Genomic DNA, 19,260 nt, shown 5'->3' with positions numbered 1-19,260 from the left:
ATCCCTAACCCGATGGGCATACAACTATAAGGAGTGATCATGAAAAACGTCGCCCGTGCGCTTTTTTCTCTCTCAACCCTGGTAACGGCGCTGCTCATCGCCCCTGCTGCCCTGGCTCAGGATGGCGTTGATGGTGCCAATACAGCCTGGATGCTCACCGCTACCGCGCTCGTGTTGTTCATGACCTTGCCGGGGCTGTCATTGTTTTATGCTGGCTTGGTACGGGTCAGAAATGTCTTGTCAGTGTTAATGCAGTGTTTTGCCATTGCCTGCCTGATGTCCTTGTTGTGGATGATCGCTGGCTACAGCCTCAGCTTTGGCGACGGCAACGCTTACATCGGCGACTTCAGCAAGGTGTTTCTGGCTTCTGTCGGTGAAGACGCCTTGTGGGGGGATATCCCTGAAAGCCTGTTCGCCACCTTTCAGATGACTTTTGCCATCATCACCCCGGCGCTGATTGTGGGTGCCTTCGCGGAACGCATGAAATTCTCTTCCATGTTGCTGTTTTCCGCGCTCTGGCTATTCGCGGTGTATGTGCCGGTATGCCATTGGGTGTGGAGTGGGAACGGCTGGTTGTTCAATATGGGCTTGCTGGATTTTGCGGGTGGTACGGTTGTGCATATTACCGCCGGTGTGGCAGCTCTGGTGGCAGCTCTGGTGCTAGGTAACCGCACCGGTTTCCCGACCACCGCAATGCCACCCCATAACATGACCATGACGGTCACGGGCGCAGGTATGTTGTGGGTCGGCTGGTTCGGGTTCAATGCCGGTAGTGCCCTGGCGGCCAATGGCAACGCCGCCATGGCAATGCTGGTAACCCATATCTCTGCTGCCGCCGGCTCCCTGGCCTGGATGACCATTGAATGGCTCAAATTCCGCAAACCCAGTGTGCTGGGTATTGTCACCGGGATGGTGGCGGGGCTGGGCACCATTACGCCGGCATCGGGTTACGTGGGGCCGGGTGGAGCCTTGATCATCGGCCTATGTGCCGGTATGGTGTGTTTCTTTATGACGCAACTGATCAAACGCGTATGGAAGATTGACGATTCGCTTGATGTCTTCCCGGTCCACGGCGTTGGTGGCGTTCTGGGCACCTTGTTAGCGGGTATCTTTGCGTCTACTGAGTTGGGTGTATTCAGTGGTCACGGTTTTGCGGAGGGTATTAGCAGTATTGGTGAACAACTGGGTGTCCAGTTCATCGGGGTGATCGTGACCTTCGGTTATACCGCTGTGGTGACTTATGTTCTGTTGAAGATAACAGGCGTGCTGACGGCCGGTTTACGGGTAACCAAAGAAGAGGAAGTGGTTGGGCTCGACATCAGCCTGCATGAAGAAGACGGTTACAAATTGTAATAAGTCAGTCTGTTGAAAAATGCCATGACCATCTCCGGGTGGTCATGGCGTTTTTATTTATCAGTACTTTTTTACCGTCAGCGAAAAGCAATCAATGCAGCCGTGACGGCAACATTCAAAGACTCTACGCCGTTATTCATTGGAATACGCACACGCTGGTTACAGAGCTTTTCAACCTCTTGCGACACGCCTTCTGTTTCATTGCCCAACACGTAGATGCACGCCCCTTGAGGTTGGAAATCCTTCAATGTATGGCGGGCGTGGGATGAGAGGCAACAGATATCAGCGCCGTGTTGCTGAAAGTCTTTGAGCGCTGTTGCCAGATGGGTGCAGCGTAAGATCGGTGCACGAAACAGCGTGCCTGCGCTGGCTTTAATCACTAACGGATCAATTTGTGCACTTCCTTTTTGCGGCAACAGGATACCGTCAATATTACCGGCGCAGGCTGAGCGAATAATCATGCCGAGGTTCTGCGGATTGTTGATGTTATCGAGGGCGAGTAGTGTGAATGGCGTTGCCGCAGCATCCTTGAGAAACGCGTCATGGGTTTTATAACCGCGCAGTACCAGGTCGGCTGCTACACCCTGATCCTGTTTTGCATTTTTTGAGATGCGCGATAACGCCTGGCGGTTGTGATAAAGCACTTCTGCGCCTTTGTCCCGCGCGATAGCGATGATGTCTTCGAGAATATCGGCTGATTTATTGCTCTCCGCCAGGTGTAAGCGATACACGCCGACTGCAGGATCTTGCAGCGCTTCAAGCACCGGCTTCCGGCCATAAACGGTGAGTAAATTTTCAAAAAAACGCTTCTTATCGCGGTAGGCTTCGCTATCGGTTTTATTCATGAAGGGAGCACGAGTAAATTAGTGATCGGGATGCGGATTATATCCCGATCACGCGGCATGACGTGAAGGTTTCAGTACAGCATTGCCTTGTCAATAACGGATATAACGCGCTTCATCATTGTGCATCAGCGCTTGCAGAATCATTCGTCGATTGATAAGGCCTACCAGTTTCCCGCCTATCACCACCGGATAATTTTTCGGTTTATTTAATAACATGGTTTCTGCTATCTCGAGGATGGACGTATCCGGCGTAACCGTCAGCACATCTTTGCGCATTATGCTGCTGACCGGCGGCGGTTCTGCGCAAAAAAACGCGCTATTAAGCATCTCTTTTATACAATCCTGTTCTGAGACAAAGCCTACGACCTGTCGGTTTTCATCAATAACCGGTGCACCGGTGAGGTGGTGGGTGAGCAAGTGGTCAACCACCTGTTCCACATTGGCGGAGACGGGAATCGCGTGCGCGTTGTGCTGCATGTAATCTTTAACAAGAATGGACGGCATTGCGTGATCCTCCATTGAGTGCTCACTAAAAGCTTAGACCACAATGAGGCTTTTTTCCGCGCAAGATTTCTACAGAATCTGTTTATGCATCCTCACACAGCGCCTTGTAGGCGCGCACGGCATTATCCAGGCCCATAGCAATGGCATCCACGGTAAGGGCGTGGCCAATGGACACTTCCAGCAGCGCTGGCACCATACGGAACATCGGCAGATTTTCCAGATTCAGATCGTGGCCGGCATTGAGGCCGATACCGATTTTCTGAGCGTGAACAGCGGCATCAAAATAACGCTTAAAAAGTGCATCGAACTCGGCATCCTGATGTTTGAAGGCTTCAGCATAAGGGCCGGTATATAACTCAATGCGATCTGCCCCGATATCTTTTGCCAGGCTGATTTGTTCGATATCCGGGTCCATAAAGAGGCTGACGCGGATGCCCAGATCTTGCAGTTCCTGAATCAACGGGCGCAGTTGTGCACCGGATTTACGTAAATCAAATCCGTGATCTGAGGTTAATTGGTCGTTGGTGTCAGGCACCAGTGTGCATTGATGCGGACGTGTATCACTCACCAGCTTGATAAAACCGGGAAAACTTCCCAGCGATTCAGCGTAGGGATTGCCTTCAATATTAAATTCGATTTGCTTGTTATCACGCACCAGTTCCGCTAACGCGTACACATCGCCGGGGCGAATATGTCGTTGGTCCGGACGTGGGTGCACGGTTAAACCATCGGCGCCGGCGGCAATGCAGACCTTGGCGTGACTGATCAGGTCCGGATAATTACCCGGGCGGGAATTGCGAATCAGTGCAATCTTGTTCAGGTTAACGCTTAAAGCGGTGCGGCTCATGATCGCGGCACCAGCGCATCACTGACATTGCTGTTTTTCAACGAATCTTTTTTTTGGGCCTCAGGTTTTTCTGCCTCACGGTTGTTTTTGTCCACGCGGGTGGCGTTGAGAATACGTACCGCATAATTGGGTGCATCAGGAAAAGCGCGAAACATGCCACGGGGTTCTGCGACGATTTTTTCTACGACATCCATACCCTCCACAACCTTGCCAAAGACGGCATAGCCGGGTTTATTTTCTTTGGCATCCAGCGAAGGATTGGCTCGAAGGTTGATAAAAAACTGCGAGGTGGCACTGTCAGGATCATTGGTGCGTGCCATCGACAGGGTTTTGTATTCGTTCTTTAAGCCGTTATTGGATTCATTTTTAATCGGGTCGCGGGTTGCTCTTCCTGCAAACTGGAAATCCATACCGCCGCCCTGAACCACAAAGCCGGGAATGACGCGATGAAAAATAGTGCCGTCATAGAATTTGCTGTCAACATATTCCAGGAAGTTTGCCACAGTAATGGGCGCTTCCTTGGGGTAGACTTCTATCACAATCGTGCCCAGGTCAGTCTTTAGCGCGACCTGGGGATTCTGTTGCGCTGCCGTTGCAAGGGATAAGAGGCTGCCCAACACAATAGCCACAATTCGCTTCATAAAATTTTTGTGGGTCATAAATTTTTTGTAGTTCATCATTGATCTTCGCGCCTCACATCAACGCCATTCTGATTGCCGTTTGCGTTTGCCCAAGGCTTGCAAAAGGAAGGATAAAATTACACCGCAGATTAATAACCCAGCGCCGTAAACCCACTGGTTATAACGGTCTGCGTCGCGCAGCTGTTCATTCTCTGCTTGCAATACATCTACGCGCGTTTGCAGCAACTGATTGTTTTCATGGATGCGCTGGTTCTCCTGCTCCAGGTCCACCGCTGCGGCCGAGGTTTGACGCAGGCTGTCGGTGCTATCCAACAACGCCTGATATTCCTGTTGCAGATTTTCATAATCAATTTGCAATTGGTCATGTGCTTTTTGTCGTTCCAGGGCTTCTTTTGCCGAGGATGAGGCTCTTGCCAGTTGGGCATTTACCCGCTCCAGCTTGATTGAAGCGGTGGGCTCGTTGATCAAATGTTGCGTGCGAATCCAACCCTGTACACCGTCAGTGGCTTCTACCAGTGCCCAGGTATCGTTACTGGCATCCTGCTCTTCGCGAATCAGGCGCAGACGGGTTCCGCTGGTCAGAGCGGCTTTAACCACTTCGGCGTTATTGCTCATACTTGCGCGCAAAGGTACATACATGACATCAGAAATGTACCGCACATTGGCTTGCGCGAAGCTGTTCAGCGAATACACAACCGAAATCAGTGTGCACACCAATGCCAGCAGTATTGATGGTGAAATAAGCAGGTTTTTTTTCACGGCGATTCAGTTCCTGTTGTCAGCGAGGTGAAGAATAAGAATGGTTTGTGACGCACTTTTTATGGCAAGACTTTTTTGAACGGTTTGACAATGACTTTCTGATAAACCCCTGCCGCGACATAGGGGTCAGCCGCCGCCCAGGTTTCTGCATCCTGCAAGGATGGAAACTCCGCCACAACCAGGCTGCCACTGAAGCCGGCATCGCCGGGGTTTTCTGAATCAATCAGGGGATGTGGTCCGGCCAGCACAAGACGGCCCGCGTCTTTGAGTGCCTGCAAGCGCGCCAGGTGATCGGGACGGGCGCCTTTGCGTAAATCGAGACTGTTAGTGATGTCTTCACTGATGATGGCGTAAAGCATGGGGTTTCCTTAGCAGATTAATTAGCGCTGCCATCGTTGATGATTTCTTCGAGGGTCAAGTGGGTCAAGCGATGGATATTACGAAATAGATAGTACATAGCCCCCATCATCACAATAGTGACAGGCAACGCGATAACCGGAAAACTCAGTGCCGTCATCTTGCCCAGTTCGGCGTTAAAGGCTTCGGTACCAGGTGCACTGACAACCAATAGTTTGGCCAGAATATAGTTGAGTGCGGAGGACAGGAAAAATGAACCAGCTACCAAAAAAGACGCATTTTTCAGGGTTTTTTCAAAATCCGCTTCGGTGCCATGTTGCTTGAGGGCGTCCGCAATTTTATCGACTTTGAGCACGGTGTCGTTATAGAGAAATGTCTTCACCAGGGGGTAGGGGGTTTTAATGGATATCAGGGTAACCAGGCCAATCAAACCGGGGATGGCGGCTTCCTTGATGGCAATGTATTGTGGGTCCAGTTGCAGCAAACTGATGCCGCCAGTGAGCAATACGCTGATAAAACCCAGCGCCGAGAAGATATTGAATTTGCGATTGATGATGAAATCGCGCAGGCCGTAAGTAATAGGAAAAGCGAGCGCAACCACCACAGCCCATTGCGTACCCAGGTGCTCTTCACCGCTGAGCTTCATCAGGATCAATGTGGGTATGGCAATATTCAACAGGATGTTGAACAGCAGGTTTTCTTTTTTGGGCTTGCGCGCGCTGGTTGTCTCCGGCGAAGCCGCGTTGTTCTGGGAAGAATTATCGGCAGTCACAGTATTTTCCACTTTGTTTTCAGAAACGGTTTCAGTCATTGTCATTACCGGTGTCATAATAGGTTTCGTCGTAACAAGCGAAGCTCCTCGTTACTGACCTGATCCGCCTCCTGAATCCATCCTTGTATATGAACAGACGCTTAAGGAATTCGGTTTGATTTTTGATCTTCACTGCCACAGCAACCAATCGGACGGTATTTTAAGCCCTGACGCTCTGTTGTCGAGGGCTAAAGCAAAAGGTGTCGACGTATTGGCGTTGACCGATCACGATACCATAGCCGGTTTGCCGAGCGCCCGGCAAGCGGCCTGTCAACAAGGTGTGCAGCTCATCAATGGAATTGAATTTTCCAGTCAATGGGGCCGGAATGGCGTGCATATTGTGGGACTGGGCGTGAATACAGCAAGTTCCGCGTTGCAGGACGCGATTACCGCACAACAAAATGCCCGTACCCAGCGTGCGCTTGCGATTGCCGAACGTCTTCAAAAAGCGGGTTTTTCCGATGCTTTGAGTGGTGCGCAGGCGCTGGCCGGAGATGCGCTGGTGGGGCGCCCGCATTTTGCCCAATGGCTGGTAAACGTGGGCGCAGTCACCAATGTGAACGCTGCCTTCAAAAAATATCTGGGCGCGGGTAAATCTGCCGATGTGAAATACCAGTGGCCCGCGATGTCTATTGTTGTCGAATGGATTCATGAGGCGGAAGGGGTTGCGGTGTTGGCGCACCCTTGCAAGTATGATCTGACGCGCACCAAGATGTGCGCGTTAATCGGTGATTTCGCGGCGGCGGGTGGCGATGCCCTGGAGGTGATCAGTGGCCAGCAAGTGGCCGGCGTGGCAGAGGATCTGGCGCGCATAGCCGAAGCCAATCAACTTTATGCATCCTGCGGCAGTGATTTTCACATGCCCGACCAGCCCTGGCAGGAGTTGGGCCATTTCGGCACCTTGCCTGAACGCTGCCGCCCGGTGTGGCAGTTACTTGGCTTTCAGGCATAGCGACCAAGACAATCAGTACGATAATGACAAGCGATAGATAAACCATCTAAGGAGTAACCTGTGGCGCAGTTTTTTCAGATCCATCCCGACAATCCGCAAACCCGTCTGGTTACCCAGGCGGTTGAGATTATTCGCAAAGGCGGGTTGGTCGCGTATCCGACGGATTCCGCTTATGCGGTGGGCTGCCACATTGGCGACAAGATGGCCCTGGATCGCATTCGCGCGATGCGCCAGCTTGATAAACACCACAATTTCACCTTGATGTGTCGCGATTTATCAGAATTAGCTACCTACGCGCGGGTCGATAACCGGGTGTTCCGCTTATTAAAGAATCACACGCCGGGCCCTTACACATTTATTCTGGAAGCCACAGCGGAAGTTCCCCGCCGCTTGATGCACCCCAAACGCAAAACCATCGGTTTGCGGGTGCCCGACAACAAGATCGCCCTGGCGTTGATGGAAGAACTGGGCGAGCCGCTAATGACCAGCAGCTTGTTGTTACCGGGCGATGAGTTCCCGCTCAGCGACCCTTACGATATCCGCGATACGCTCGAACACCATGTTGAACTGGTCATCGATGGCGGTTATTGCGGGGTCGAACCTACCACGGTGATTGACCTGACCGGCGATGTGCCGGAACTGATCCGCCAGGGTAAAGGTGATTTCTCAGATTTCGCCGCTAATTGATTGATTTTTAATGACTGTTAGGGATTTCCCGCAGTGCTGTCACCACTGCGTAATAATGGCTATAATGCCCCCCTCAATCCGCCCGGGGTCTGTGATGCCGAGCGCTTCCGTGGTTAATGTGGATCTCTCTTTGTGAACAATCCGACCAACGATACCCTTGATGATGCAGGTGCAGCGACGGCTGATGAGGCAGTCGCTGAGGCGCAACAAGCGCCCGCAGCTGAAGTACAGGAAGGGGAAAATCACGGAGCTAGCCACCGTCCAAGCCAGGCCGAGATGCCGTTTGCCATTGTCCATGGCAAGGCATATACCCAATTACCTCAGGATCTCTACATTCCGCCGGATGCTCTGGAAGTTTTCCTGGAGGCTTTCGAAGGCCCGCTGGATTTATTGCTCTACCTGATCCGCCGGCAGAATATCGATATCCTCGATATCAATGTTTCAGAAATCACGAGCCAGTACATGGCGTATGTCGACCTGATGGAAGCTCACCAGTTTGAGTTGGCTGCTGAATATCTGGTGATGGCGGCCATGTTGGCAGAAATAAAATCGCGCATGTTGCTGCCGCGCTCGGCGGAAGAGGAAGAGGAAGGCGAAGATCCTCGCGCCTCGTTGATCCGCCGCTTGCAAGAGTATGAGCGCTTCAAGCAGGCCGCTGAGGATGTCGATAAGCTGCCGCGTATTGGCCGTGATGTCTACCAGGCCTCCGCTCAGGCGCCGGACCGTAGCCTGACCCGCCCGGAGCCGGACGTTGAGTTACAGGAGATTTTGCTGGCGCTGTCCGAAGTGCTGCGCCGGGCGGATATGTTTGAAAGTCACCATGTATCGCGCGAAAAGCTCTCCACCCGTGAACGTATGGCGCAGGTGCTGGATAAGCTTGCACACAACCATTTTGTCCCGTTTGTCAGCTTGTTCAAGATCGAAGAAGGGCGCTTGGGCGTTGTAGTGACGTTTCTGGCGGTGATGGAATTAATCAAGGAGTCGCTGGTAGAAATTGTACAGAGTGAATCCTTTGGACCTATACACGTAAAAGCTCGCATGTCATGACCATAGAAGATACTGACGAAATCACGCCTGAACTCGACGAGTTAGACCAGGATATCGGAAGCCCGGATGACACTCTGGATGACCAGGAGGACACCCCTGCGGTTAATCCTCATTCGCTGGCGGTTGATCCGGAACAACTGCGCAAAATCATTGAAGGTGCCTTGCTCGCGGCGGGTCAACCGCTAACGGTTGCCCGGTTGATCGAATTATTTGATGAGAAGGTCGCCCCCGCCAAAGAAGACGTGTTAGCCGCACTGCAGGCAATCGAAACCGCGTGTGAAGATCGCGGCTTTGAATTGAAAGAAGTCGCGTCTGGCTGGCGCTTTCAGGTGCGGGAGGGGCTGGCCCCCTGGGTAAACCGTCTGTGGGAAGAGAAACCGCAAAAATATTCCCGTGCGCTGTTGGAGACTCTGGCGCTGATTGCTTACCGCCAACCGATCACCCGGGGAGATATCGAGGAAATTCGGGGCGTAGCCGTCAGCTCGCATATTATGAAAACCTTGATGGAGCGCGAGTGGGTTAAGGTGGTTGGCCATCGCGATGTGCCGGGGCGGCCTTCGCTCTACGCCACCACCCGCCAGTTCCTGGATTACTTCAACCTGAAAAGCCTGGAGGATTTGCCCTCCCTGAGCGAAATCCGGGATTTGGATGAAATAAATCCTGTGCTTAACCTCGGTGGTGATGAGGAGGGCTTGGGTGAGTCTGACACCGACACGCCCATCCCCGACAATACCGAGGGGACCAGTGCCGAGGCGTCGGAAGAAGACGGTCTCGAAGAGTTTATTGAAGGCGAGGACGCCTTTGAAGATATTGAAGAATTGCCTCAGGACGCTGCACCAAGCAGTGGCCCGCTAGACGACACTACAGACAACCCAGTGGCAGAAGATGCCGCGAATGAGGACGAGGAGCCTCGCAACGAGTAATTTCGTTGCACTAGCCTATGGTAAAACATCCCCACCAAGACCCATCCGATAAGCCACGCAAGTCAGCTAAACCGACTACTGATAAATCGGCTCATGCCAAAAAATCACGCCCGCAACCACCGCTGGGGACGGGGAAAGCCAAAGCTGGCAAATCCCGCCCAGCTGATACACCTGTGTCTGTTGAGCGTGAATCAACCAGCGAAGCAGCAGCGGGCGATGAAAAGCTTCAGAAAGTATTGGCCCGTGCGGGATTGGGGTCCCGGCGGGAGATGGAGCGGGCGATCGAGAGTGGTGCGGTCAAGGTCAATGACCGGATTGCCAGCTTGGGCGATAGGGTCACACCGGCGGACAAAATCTTCTTTAACGGCCAACGGGTCGTTACCCGCGCCGAGGTCACCCGTCGGCGTGTCATTCTCTATAACAAGCCGGAAGGTGAAATTTGCTCCCGCTCCGACCCGGAAGGGCGTCGCACTGTTTATGACAGCCTTCCGCCTATCAAAGGTGAGCGTTGGATTTCTGTTGGGCGTCTCGACTTCAACACCAGCGGTTTATTGCTGTTCACCAATGATGGCGAACTGGCGAATAAGCTGATGCACCCGTCATCGGTGATTGATCGGGAGTATCTTGTGCGCATTCAGGGAACTGTGGATGACGACATGAAGGAGCGTTTATTGGAAGGTGTGCTGCTGGAAGATGGCGTTGCGCGCTTTACCGATATTGTTGAGGGCGCGGGTGAGTCCCGTAACCGCTGGTTCTACTGTGTGGTTATGGAAGGTCGTAATCGCGAGGTGCGGCGTTTGTGGGAGTCCCAGGGTGTCAAGGTCAGCCGGTTAAAGCGCGTCCGTTACGGCAATATCTTTATTCCTTCCCATGTGCGCGTTGGACAATGGATGGAATTAAGTGAAAAGGAAATCTATGACCTGTGTCTGACAGCAGGTTTTGATAAGGCTAGCCTGCCGAAATCCACGCCTTTGTCGCGTGAAGAGGCAATCAAACTCCAGCGTCACGACAAGCGTCTGCGCGCGGCCTCCGCACCGCGCCGCCCGGTGGTTCCCCCGCGCAAAAAGCAACCCGAATGACTATCGGATCGTTTGCACAAAGCGGGCGGGGTGTCGGGGCAGAGCGGGTTAATTTGCAGCCTGTAGATTGATGATGCAGTTACGGCCTTTAGCTTTGGCATAGTAAAGGGCTTTATCGGCCCGCTCGAATATCGCATCAACTTTTTCCTTGTCGCGTCCGCGGCTTCCCACACCAATACTGACCGTGGTGGCGAAGCTCTCGCCGTCCTCTCCAAAGCGTAATTTCGCAATTTCCTGGCGCAGCCTTTCCGCAATGATCAAGGCTCCGCTGGCGCCGGTTTTTCTCAGCAGTACCACGAACTCTTCACCACCGTAGCGAAAGGTGATGTCAGACTCACGGCACACGGCCTGAATTCGGCCGGCGACTTCGCGCAATACCTGATCACCGCGGCTGTGACCGTGTTTATCGTTGATCAGTTTGAAATGGTCGATGTCGATCATGAGCAGCGATAAATCCTGATCATAGCGCTCGGCAAGTTGAAGCTCCTGATGCAAGGCTTTATCTAACGCGATGCGATTACCCAGGCCCGTCAGCGGATCTTGCAACGCCAGGGCGATGGCATCCTGGTAGCGAAGCGCATTGCGCAAGGGGTACACCAGGTGAGCCAGTAGGCTTTCGAGCAGTGCCAGTTCATCTTCCGCCAGGCGTTTACTCCGACTGAAGACAATCTCACCCAGGTAGGCATCCGCGACAGTTAATCGGTAGTCACAGTGGTGAACGGCCTCGCGGCCAAGGTTGAGCGTTTCGTCGTGAACGAAATGAAAGCGCAGTCCCTGAATGCCGACAATACCCTGAAGATGCGTGAAAAACAGCGTGATGATCTCACGCGGTTGCTGGCTGACTTGCAAGGCTTGCATCAGCTTGTTGCGCGCCTCAAGCAGTTCGGGTTGAGAAAGATGGGGTATCGCGGATTGCACAGCAGAATATTCGCCCTGAGCGAGTTCGCTCCGTGCGTCTTTTATCATGGTCATATCCCGCATACGTTTTTACCTGTTATCAACCCTTCCGCTGTCCAGTCCGTTCGCATTAAGGGTTAAAGAATTGGCGCTACCGGCAGATTTGCCCGCGTTTTAACCCTATGGAGCGAAAACTGTGCCAGTTGCGGCTTTTCCATTGGAAAGCGATATAAATCAGGTGGTTATAGGCAGTAGGGTGCGGCGGGAGTGACGGTTAGGTGGCGGCTAAATCATGAAAAGGCGGCAAGAAATTGCCGCCCGTCAAAAGTTTGGCTACAGGCTGGGTGGGTCAGGATTTTTTTTCGGTGGGGATCTGAACACTGACGCACAGGCCGCCATCAATCAGGTTGCGCGCACTGATCTTCCCTTTATGCAGGGCTACCGTGCGTTGGGCAATGGCTAGGCCGAGGCCATAACCGCCGCTTTCGCGGTCCCTGGCCTGGTCTGTGCGAAAGAAAGGTTCAAAGATATCCTCCAGTGCCTCCTCAGGTACACCGGGGCCGCTATCACAGATATGAACAATGTACTCCTGGTCATTGGCCAGGTAATGCAGGTCGATGGTGATCCTGCCGCCGTAGGGCGTGTAATGCAGCGCGTTGCGCAGCACATTTTCGAACACTCCGATCAACATGTTGCCATGGGTTTGGACCAGCGCCTCGTCGACGGTGGAATTCAGCTTCAGATCAATATGCTTGTCTTCAGCGTCCTGGCGATAATTTTCCTGCAGGGTTTCCAGGAGCACCTGAATATCCAGTGCATCATCCAGTTCCCATTCACCGTTATCCAGAACGGGCAGGGCGAGGATGTCTGAAATCACATTGTTCAAATAATCCGCTGCCTGTTTAATCCGCTCAAGTTCCTTATCAACGCTGCCGTTGCTGCGTTGCTGGGCAAGCCCGAGGGCGATCTGCAAACGGGCCAGAGGCGAACGCAGTTCGTGAGACACATCCTTGATCAAACGCTTTTGCTCGAGCATCGCTTTTTCAAGGCGCTCGGTCATATGATCAAAATCGCGACCCAGTGCGGCAATTTCGTCGTTGCGGCCGGAAAATTGTTTACTGACCCGTACACTTAAATCACCGCGTGCAATTTGTTGCGTTGCTTTTTGTAAGGTATTCAGGCTGCGTGTGAAATGACGTGCAAGTAAGAAACACGCGCTGCCACTGATCAGGATGGACACTAACAACAGTGGCCAGATGTTTTCGATAAACATCTCCCACAGGATGTCGCGATCCGAGCCATCATCGCGTCCTGGGGAAATGGTAATTAATTTCACACTGTTACCATCGTTGAGCGTGATATAGCGGCCGAATAATTTGCGATTGCGATCCTGGACTTTGTCGTAGGGATGGCGGCTGGTGAGCTTGGGCAATAACACCAATACGCCGGGAGGCAAGGGGCGATCCAGTAAGTCCCGGTTGTCTTTATCGACCACATAAAAAAAGCGGGTAGACCAGGCGGGCATACTGCGCATGTCCTGCATTACCTGTTCGGTATTGCGATTGATGGCGGCGCCGGTCATTTGAAACAGAAGGCGTTTGGCCGGTTCTTCGTCGCGATCAATAGAGCGCTGCATACGATCCGGCGTCATGTCAAACCAATGCACGACTACATTGGTTGCCACGATAATCAAGGCGGTGATTAACCAGAAGGTGATAAAAATCTTGAGGTACAGTCGGGTCATGTAAGTTATTCGGTATCATTCAATGTAAGCATATAACCCGCACCGCGAACATTGATAATCAGATCCTTATGCGCACCGACGGCGGTTAATTTCTTGCGAATATTGCTGACATGTACATCAATACTGCGGTCATAAGGTGTCAGTTTCCGATTCAGTGCCTGCTCTGTCATTTCGTCCTTGCTGATCACTTGTCCCGCACTGCGCACCAGCAATTCCAGCACGCTGAATTCTGTTCCGGTCAGGGGAACGTCGGTGTCTTCCCAGGTCACACTGCGACTGCCGAGATGCAAGGTCAATTTATCGGAACTGATACGCTCCACTGCCTGCTGGGTAGCCTGGTTGGGGGTCGCCCGACGCAGGACAGCGCGGATACGCGCAACCAGTTCGCGGGGATCACATGGCTTGGGCAGGTAGTCATCAGCACCAATTTCCAGGCCGATAACCCGGTCAATGGTGTCGCCTTTAGCAGTAAGCATCAGCACGGGCGTCTGGCATTTTTGACGCAACTGTTTAAGCACATCAAAACCGTTGCGGATGGGCAACATGACATCGAGAACAATGGCGGCATACTGGTTGTGATTTGGAAGGTCTACGGCTTGTTGTCCGTCATGTACCATGTCGACGACGAAGCCTTCAGTGGAGAGATATTCATTCAATAATTGGCAAAGTTCTTTATCGTCATCGATCAAAAGCAATTTATTCATGGGTAATCCATCTGATCAGATACTGTGAGAGTAAGTGTGCTACAGCGCCACGCAAAGTGTCATGGTTATTGTGAATTGTTTAACCCTTCTTAACATTGCATCAGAGATACTGTCTCCAACGACAACAAGAGCATCCAATCGGGCTCCTGTCGTAAAAAACCTGTTGGTAACTGACCTGTGCGGATACTACTTGAATGATAGGTCGCGTTGCCAAGAGAGCAAGTCTGATCGACTAACCCTCGGAGATTCAATTATGAATACGATGAAAAACTGGCGCCATCTTATCACTGGTATTACCACCCTGGCGGTGGTTTCTTTGGGTAGTTACGCCCTCGCAGAAGAGACTGTGGGCCCGGATAAAGATTGCAAAGGCAAACACAGCTTTCGCCAGCACATGAAAGGCGAGCGCCCCATCGAACACATGGCCAGGTTCCTGGAACTCACTGACGAACAAAAACAAACGCTGGCCGCGCACAGAGACGCGCAACGCGCGCAATATCGCGAACAGCGGCAGCAAATACGCCAAACCCAACGGGCGTTGCACGACGCCGTTGCCAATAATGCGGATGAAGCAGAAGTGACCGCCCTGGCAGAAAAATTGGGTGACCTGAGCGCGCAACAAGCCATCGCCCGCGCCAAGGAAAAGCAGTTTTTGCTCAGCATCCTGACACCGGAACAGAAAGAAAAAATGGAGCAGATGAAAGCCAAGCGTAAGGGGCACTGGCGCGAAAAAGCGGCCGATACTCGTGCCTGATTAATCTGGTTAGACCCTTGCACGCAAGAAGCAATGTTGGGAAAATCCGCACTCTTTTGGCGGGCCCCGGCGGCCCGCTAACTCGATTCCTTTATATTCCGGTGATCCCGAGGTGAATGTGGGCAAGATAGGTCTGTTTTTCGGCAGTGACGAAGGTAACACCGAGCGTGCCGCCTACCGTATCCAAAAGCGCTTCGGCGAGGATGTGGTGGACGTGATGGATATCGCGGATGTTACGCAACTGGATTTTGCTGACTACGACCGGATCATCCTCGGCATTCCCACCTGGGATTTCGGCCAGATTCAGTCAGACTGGGAAGAATTCTGGGACGATATAGCCGCAGTCGATTTTTCCGGCAAGACCGTCGCCCTGTTCGGTCTGGGCGATCAGTTTGGCTACGGCGACTACTTCCTTGATGCCATGGGCATGCTGCACGATGTCATCATCCAATCCGGTCCTATTATCGTCGGGCATTGGCCCACAGAGGGATACGAATTCGACGCCTCCAAGGCTGAGATTCCCGGCGCAGGCATGTTTGTCGGGCTGGCGCTGGATGAAGACCAGCAGGAGCATCTGAGTGCAGAACGCCTCAACCGCTGGTGCGCCCAGATTCATGCGGAGTTTGGCCTGGATACTCCGCTACAAGCCTTGGATGATTGATTGTTCAGGGCGCTTCCGCGACAAAAACAGCGCGTACTGGTGCCGGATGGCCCTCTGCCGTTAAGGCCGGGTTATCCGGGTGGAGAAATTCCGGCAGGGAATGGAAACGCATCCAGTGGGTTGAACGTTGTTCTTCCGGCGTGGTAGGGCACACATCTACCACGCGCGGATTGGCAAAGCCCATCTTGCGCAGCCAGGACACCATTGTGGCGCAACTGGGTAAGAACCAGACATTGTTCATCATGGCGTAACGCCCCTCGGGCACCAGAACCTCGCCCAACTCCCCCTCGATAACCAAGGTTTCCAGCACCAATTGTCCACCAGGGCGTAGCGCTTCTTTAAGCTCGCGCAGGTGATCCATGGGTGAGCGGCGATGGTAAAAAACCCCCATGGAAAATACCGTATCGAACGCCTGGAGCTTGGGTGGCAGGTCTTCTATACCGACCGGCAGGACATCCACCGGCGCCTGGGCATCAATCAACTGCTTGATCATGTGAAACTGCACCACAAAGCGCGGTGAGGGATCAATGCCGATAACGCGCGCGGCGCCGGCTCCCAGCATGCGCCAACAGTGATAACCGTTGCCACAGCCCACATCCAGGATCAGCCGATCTTTCAAGGGCGCCAGATGGGGCAAGACCCGATCCCACTTCCAGTCCGAACGCCATTCAGTATCAATGTGAATACCATGCACATGATAAGGACCCTTACGCCAGGGGATAAGCTGCTCCAATGCCGCGCGCAGCTGGGCGCGGGTGGTGTCATCACAGTCGCTGGGAGTACCGATGATAACTCCTTGTTGCAGGTCTATCCGCGAGGCACGGATCTGCGGCATCTCCATCAGCGCTTGCTTCCAGCCGGGCAAATCGCCGTAGCGCTGTTCACTCAGACCCGCCGTGATTTGTTCCGGCAGGTTGGCCAGCCAGGGCGCGAGCGGGGTGTGGGGCAGGGCGGCAAGCAGGGGTTGGTAATCCATCATGGTTTGATCGCAATCATCGAGGCAAAGTTAAAACATTGGAACCAGACATCCACGCTGCCAAAGCCCGCTGCGCGCAAGCGTTGACGATGCGTAGCCAGGGTTTCGGGAATCAGGACATTTTCTATGGCGGAACGCTTGCGGGCGATTTCAAGATCACTGTAGCCGTTGCTGCGTTTGAAGTTGTGATGCAGCTCGATCATCAACTCGTGGTGCGGCTTGTCTTCAAAGGCGACCTTTTCGGACAGGATCAACACCCCGCCAGGTAGCAAGCCTTCATAAATAGCCGTCAATACGGCGAGTCGCTGATCGATGGGGATAAATTGCAAGGTGAAGTTCAGTACCACCATGGAAGCCTGCTCAATGCGAATATTCTGTACATCACCGCAAACGAGTTCCACCGGCACTTCGCCGCTGTCCGCAGCGATGACTTGTCGACACCGCTCAATCATGGCCGCTGAATTGTCGATGCCGAGAATACGCGTGTTGGCCGCCTGGATACGATGCCGCATGGCCAGGGTGGCGGCACCCAATGAGCAGCCCAGGTCGTAGCACACGCTATTCGCCTGCACATAACGCTCGGCCAGGTTACCGATCATATTGATGATGGTGGCGTAGCCCGGAACCGACCGTTTGATCATGTCCGGAAATACATTCACCACCGTTTCATCAAACACGAAGGGTCCCGGTTGTCCGAGGGGATTGGCGTAGATGTTGTCGGGCTTATCAGACATAGACACGGCTGGGTTGGTAAACAGGGGGCGCATTGTAACGCTCTGGCGGCGAGCAGAGTAGCGGGATGGGCGTAAAAACCCGGGGAGGTGTCGCTTTGTTCATCAAAGTGTCACACGACAAAACGATGATAATACGATGAATACACGCCAACTTTTTCCCGCTGTCAACACTCCCTCAGCCACACAACCGGACCTGCACAGAGAGTTGCAGCGGCTGATTGATCAGCGCTTGCTGACGCCCTTGTTCCAGCCGATCTTCGCCCTCGATAGCCCGCGGATTCTGGGTTACGAAGCCTTGATTCGCGGTCCCGAAACCAGCCCGTTGCATAAGCCTGAGCAACTCTTTTCAGTCGCGCGTTCAGCCCGCCATTTGGCAAGCCTGGAATATGCCTGCCGCGAAGCGGCGTGCCGTCAGTTCATGAGCCTGGGCTTGCCGGGCAAGCTGTTTTTGAATATGTCGCCCTTGAGTTTTACCGACAACAATTATCGCGATGGTGTCACGCGCGAAATCTTGCAGCGTGTCGGTTTAAATGCTGAGCGCCTGGTATTTGAATTGACGGAAAATCAGCCACTGGATGAGTTCGAGCTATTGCGCTCTGCGTCTGATCACTTTAAGCGGCAGGGGTTTGCGGTGGCGCTGGATGACCTGGGCGCCGGGTATGCAGGGTTGCGGGTATGGAGTGAATTGCGCCCCGATTATGTGAAGATTGACCGGCACTTCATCAGTGGTATTGATCAGGATGCAGTAAAGCGGGAATTTGTCCGTGCAATGCTCGATATCGCCCATCGTATGGGTAACAAAGTCATTGCCGAGGGAATTGAAACCGCTGCGGAATTACGCACCCTGATCACCATGGGCGTGGAGTACGCACAAGGTTTTTATCTGGCGCGGCCAATGGCTGAGCCGGTACGTCAAGTGCCCTCGGCTCTGTTTGGTTTTCAGCACGAACGTTTTCCCCGTCATCCGGATTTTTTTCATCGAACCGTGGGCGATATCCTGGCTGACTCAGTTGTGGTGTCACCCGGTACGCCCGCTGCGGAGGTGGTGAAGATGTTCCGTGCCGATGTGCGTTTGACCTGCGTGCCTGTTGTGGCCGGTAATCAACCCATCGGCATGGTGAGCCGGGTGGAATTATTGAATATTTTTGCCCAGCGCTACGGCCATGAATTGCACTCCACCAAGCTGATTACCGAATTTATTAGCCCACTGTCGTTGACGGTGGAGATCGATACTGAACTGAAGGTGGTGGGACAGTTAATCACCGAAGATCCCCAGCAAAACCTGAGCGTGGATTTCATTATCAGCGAGCAGGGGCTTTATCGCGGGGTGGGGACGGTACGTAATCTGTTGCGTTGTATCACCGAAGAAAAACTGCGCGCGGCGCGTCACAGCAATCCACTGACACAATTGCCGGGTAACGTTCCGCTGTACGAATGGATCGATTATTTATTGAATAGTTACACCGAATTTGTGGTGGCCTATTGTGATATCAATCACTTCAAACCCTTCAACGACACCTTTGGTTACAGCTACGGTGATGAGGTCATTGTAAAGTTGGGCCAGTTGCTTATGGCAAACATTGACACTGCCCGGGATTTCGTAGGCCATGTGGGCGGCGACGATTTTATTGTTGTGTTTCGTAGTGACGACTGGCGCGCGCGATGTGAACACATCCTCACCTCGTTTAGCGAGATCTACCACACCATTTTGCCGACCCCTCACAATGAATACTGGAGCCAGGACCGTGAGGGTAATCGCCAACGCTTTGGTCCACTGACGCTGGCCATTGGCTGTGTCCAGCCTGATCCATTGGCTTGTATGACGCATCACCAGGTTGCGCTGCTGTTGGCTGATGCAAAACACAGTGCCAAGCGCAGCAACGGAAATTGTATTTTCGAGTCGCGCCGCCGCACGCCGTATCCTTCCTGATAACCGGTTTTTCTCCCTCTGTTACTTTTCTCCCGGATAAATTGGACTATGCTCC

At 53.1% G+C, this 19,260-nt stretch carries 21 protein-coding genes; 9 read left to right on the top strand and 12 right to left on the bottom strand.

Features of this window, described 5'->3' with window-relative positions:
• Positions 1 to 39: 39 nt before the first annotated feature.
• Positions 40 to 1,353, top strand: coding sequence for an ammonium transporter (locus ACSV5M_RS03785; RefSeq protein ID WP_439174259.1), 1,314 nt, complete (start codon positions 40 to 42; stop codon positions 1,351 to 1,353).
• A 77-nt stretch (positions 1,354 to 1,430) separates the two neighbouring features.
• Here ACSV5M_RS03785 and ACSV5M_RS03780 read toward each other — a convergent pair whose 3' ends face one another.
• The 7 genes from ACSV5M_RS03780 to ACSV5M_RS03750 all read right to left on the bottom strand — a co-directional run bounded on the left by ACSV5M_RS03780 (position 1,431) and on the right by ACSV5M_RS03750 (position 6,117).
• Positions 1,431 to 2,198, bottom strand: coding sequence for a TrmH family RNA methyltransferase (locus ACSV5M_RS03780; protein ID WP_439174258.1), 768 nt, complete (start codon positions 2,196 to 2,198; stop codon positions 1,431 to 1,433).
• A gap of 90 nt (positions 2,199 to 2,288) precedes the next feature.
• A complete protein-coding gene (locus ACSV5M_RS03775) occupies positions 2,289 to 2,702 on the bottom strand; it encodes a CBS domain-containing protein (RefSeq protein ID WP_439174257.1) in 414 nt (137 codons plus the stop codon).
• Positions 2,703 to 2,784: 82 nt separating this feature from the next.
• A complete protein-coding gene (locus tag ACSV5M_RS03770; RefSeq protein ID WP_439174256.1) occupies positions 2,785 to 3,549 on the bottom strand; it encodes a pyridoxine 5'-phosphate synthase in 765 nt (254 codons plus the stop codon).
• Positions 3,546 to 4,229, bottom strand: coding sequence for a peptidylprolyl isomerase (locus tag ACSV5M_RS03765; protein ID WP_439174255.1), 684 nt, complete (start codon positions 4,227 to 4,229; stop codon positions 3,546 to 3,548). Before ACSV5M_RS03765 ends, ACSV5M_RS03770 begins: the two co-directional genes overlap by 4 nt.
• Positions 4,230 to 4,247: 18 nt before the next feature.
• Entirely contained in the window at positions 4,248 to 4,949 is a 702-nt protein-coding gene (locus tag ACSV5M_RS03760) for a TIGR04211 family SH3 domain-containing protein (RefSeq protein ID WP_439174254.1), read from the bottom strand.
• Positions 4,950 to 5,008: 59 nt separating this feature from the next.
• Positions 5,009 to 5,308 carry a YciI family protein gene (locus tag ACSV5M_RS03755; RefSeq protein ID WP_439174253.1) on the bottom strand — a complete coding sequence of 100 codons (300 nt, stop codon included), beginning with the start codon at positions 5,306 to 5,308 and terminating at the stop codon, positions 5,009 to 5,011.
• A gap of 17 nt (positions 5,309 to 5,325) precedes the next feature.
• The gene (locus ACSV5M_RS03750; protein WP_439174252.1) at positions 5,326 to 6,117 is read right to left on the bottom strand and encodes a VC0807 family protein; all 792 of its coding nucleotides are present in this window, start codon (positions 6,115 to 6,117) and stop codon (positions 5,326 to 5,328) included.
• A 115-nt stretch (positions 6,118 to 6,232) separates the two neighbouring features.
• Between ACSV5M_RS03750 and ACSV5M_RS03745 the strand changes: the two genes are divergently transcribed.
• From ACSV5M_RS03745 to rluB, 5 genes are all read left to right on the top strand, one after another.
• Entirely contained in the window at positions 6,233 to 7,069 is an 837-nt protein-coding gene (locus ACSV5M_RS03745) for a PHP domain-containing protein (RefSeq protein ID WP_439174251.1), read from the top strand.
• A gap of 60 nt (positions 7,070 to 7,129) precedes the next feature.
• On the top strand, positions 7,130 to 7,756 hold the full coding sequence (locus tag ACSV5M_RS03740; RefSeq protein WP_439174250.1) for an L-threonylcarbamoyladenylate synthase: 627 nt from the start codon (positions 7,130 to 7,132) through the stop codon (positions 7,754 to 7,756).
• Between the two features lie 132 nt (positions 7,757 to 7,888).
• Positions 7,889 to 8,803, top strand: coding sequence for a segregation and condensation protein A (locus ACSV5M_RS03735; RefSeq protein ID WP_439174249.1), 915 nt, complete (start codon positions 7,889 to 7,891; stop codon positions 8,801 to 8,803).
• Entirely contained in the window at positions 8,800 to 9,726 is a 927-nt protein-coding gene (gene scpB / locus ACSV5M_RS03730; RefSeq protein ID WP_439174248.1) for an SMC-Scp complex subunit ScpB, read from the top strand. Before ACSV5M_RS03735 ends, scpB begins: the two co-directional genes overlap by 4 nt.
• Positions 9,727 to 9,899: 173 nt before the next feature.
• Entirely contained in the window at positions 9,900 to 10,805 is a 906-nt protein-coding gene (gene rluB, locus ACSV5M_RS03725; protein ID WP_439174247.1) for a 23S rRNA pseudouridine(2605) synthase RluB, read from the top strand.
• Positions 10,806 to 10,853: 48 nt separating this feature from the next.
• Here rluB and ACSV5M_RS03720 read toward each other — a convergent pair whose 3' ends face one another.
• The 3 genes from ACSV5M_RS03720 to ACSV5M_RS03710 form a co-directional block, all read right to left on the bottom strand.
• On the bottom strand, positions 10,854 to 11,771 hold the full coding sequence (locus tag ACSV5M_RS03720; RefSeq protein ID WP_439174246.1) for a GGDEF domain-containing protein: 918 nt from the start codon (positions 11,769 to 11,771) through the stop codon (positions 10,854 to 10,856).
• Between the two features lie 280 nt (positions 11,772 to 12,051).
• Complete coding sequence (locus tag ACSV5M_RS03715) at positions 12,052 to 13,446, bottom strand: ATP-binding protein (protein ID WP_439174245.1); 1,395 nt, start codon at positions 13,444 to 13,446, stop codon at positions 12,052 to 12,054.
• 5 nt (positions 13,447 to 13,451) lie between these two features.
• Complete coding sequence (locus ACSV5M_RS03710; protein ID WP_439174244.1) at positions 13,452 to 14,150, bottom strand: response regulator; 699 nt, start codon at positions 14,148 to 14,150, stop codon at positions 13,452 to 13,454.
• A 253-nt stretch (positions 14,151 to 14,403) separates the two neighbouring features.
• Between ACSV5M_RS03710 and ACSV5M_RS03705 the strand changes: the two genes are divergently transcribed.
• Together ACSV5M_RS03705 and ACSV5M_RS03700 are read left to right on the top strand one after the other, a co-directional pair.
• Positions 14,404 to 14,904, top strand: a complete 501-nt coding sequence (locus ACSV5M_RS03705; RefSeq protein ID WP_439174243.1) for a Spy/CpxP family protein refolding chaperone — start codon at positions 14,404 to 14,406, stop codon at positions 14,902 to 14,904.
• A gap of 118 nt (positions 14,905 to 15,022) precedes the next feature.
• Entirely contained in the window at positions 15,023 to 15,565 is a 543-nt protein-coding gene (locus ACSV5M_RS03700) for a flavodoxin (protein WP_439174242.1), read from the top strand.
• Positions 15,566 to 15,569: 4 nt separating this feature from the next.
• On the opposite strand, the gene cmoB is transcribed toward ACSV5M_RS03700, so the two are convergent.
• Together cmoB and cmoA are read right to left on the bottom strand one after the other, a co-directional pair.
• On the bottom strand, positions 15,570 to 16,541 hold the full coding sequence (gene cmoB, locus ACSV5M_RS03695; protein WP_439174440.1) for a tRNA 5-methoxyuridine(34)/uridine 5-oxyacetic acid(34) synthase CmoB: 972 nt from the start codon (positions 16,539 to 16,541) through the stop codon (positions 15,570 to 15,572).
• On the bottom strand, positions 16,541 to 17,275 hold the full coding sequence (cmoA, locus tag ACSV5M_RS03690) for a carboxy-S-adenosyl-L-methionine synthase CmoA (protein ID WP_439174241.1): 735 nt from the start codon (positions 17,273 to 17,275) through the stop codon (positions 16,541 to 16,543). Before cmoA ends, cmoB begins: the two co-directional genes overlap by 1 nt.
• A gap of 136 nt (positions 17,276 to 17,411) precedes the next feature.
• Here cmoA and ACSV5M_RS03685 point away from each other — a divergent pair, with 136 nt between their 5' ends.
• Positions 17,412 to 19,205 (top strand): bifunctional diguanylate cyclase/phosphodiesterase, encoded by a 1,794-nt coding sequence (locus ACSV5M_RS03685; RefSeq protein WP_439174240.1) that lies wholly within the window; start codon positions 17,412 to 17,414, stop codon positions 19,203 to 19,205.
• The last annotated feature ends 55 nt before the right edge of the window (positions 19,206 to 19,260 follow it).

This window comes from Cellvibrio sp. ARAG 10.3 (assembly GCF_051846955.1).
GTDB lineage: Bacteria > Pseudomonadota > Gammaproteobacteria > Pseudomonadales > Cellvibrionaceae > Cellvibrio.
The sequence above is the reverse complement of the archived record's forward strand: the minus strand, read 5'-3'. Positions and strand labels throughout refer to the sequence as shown.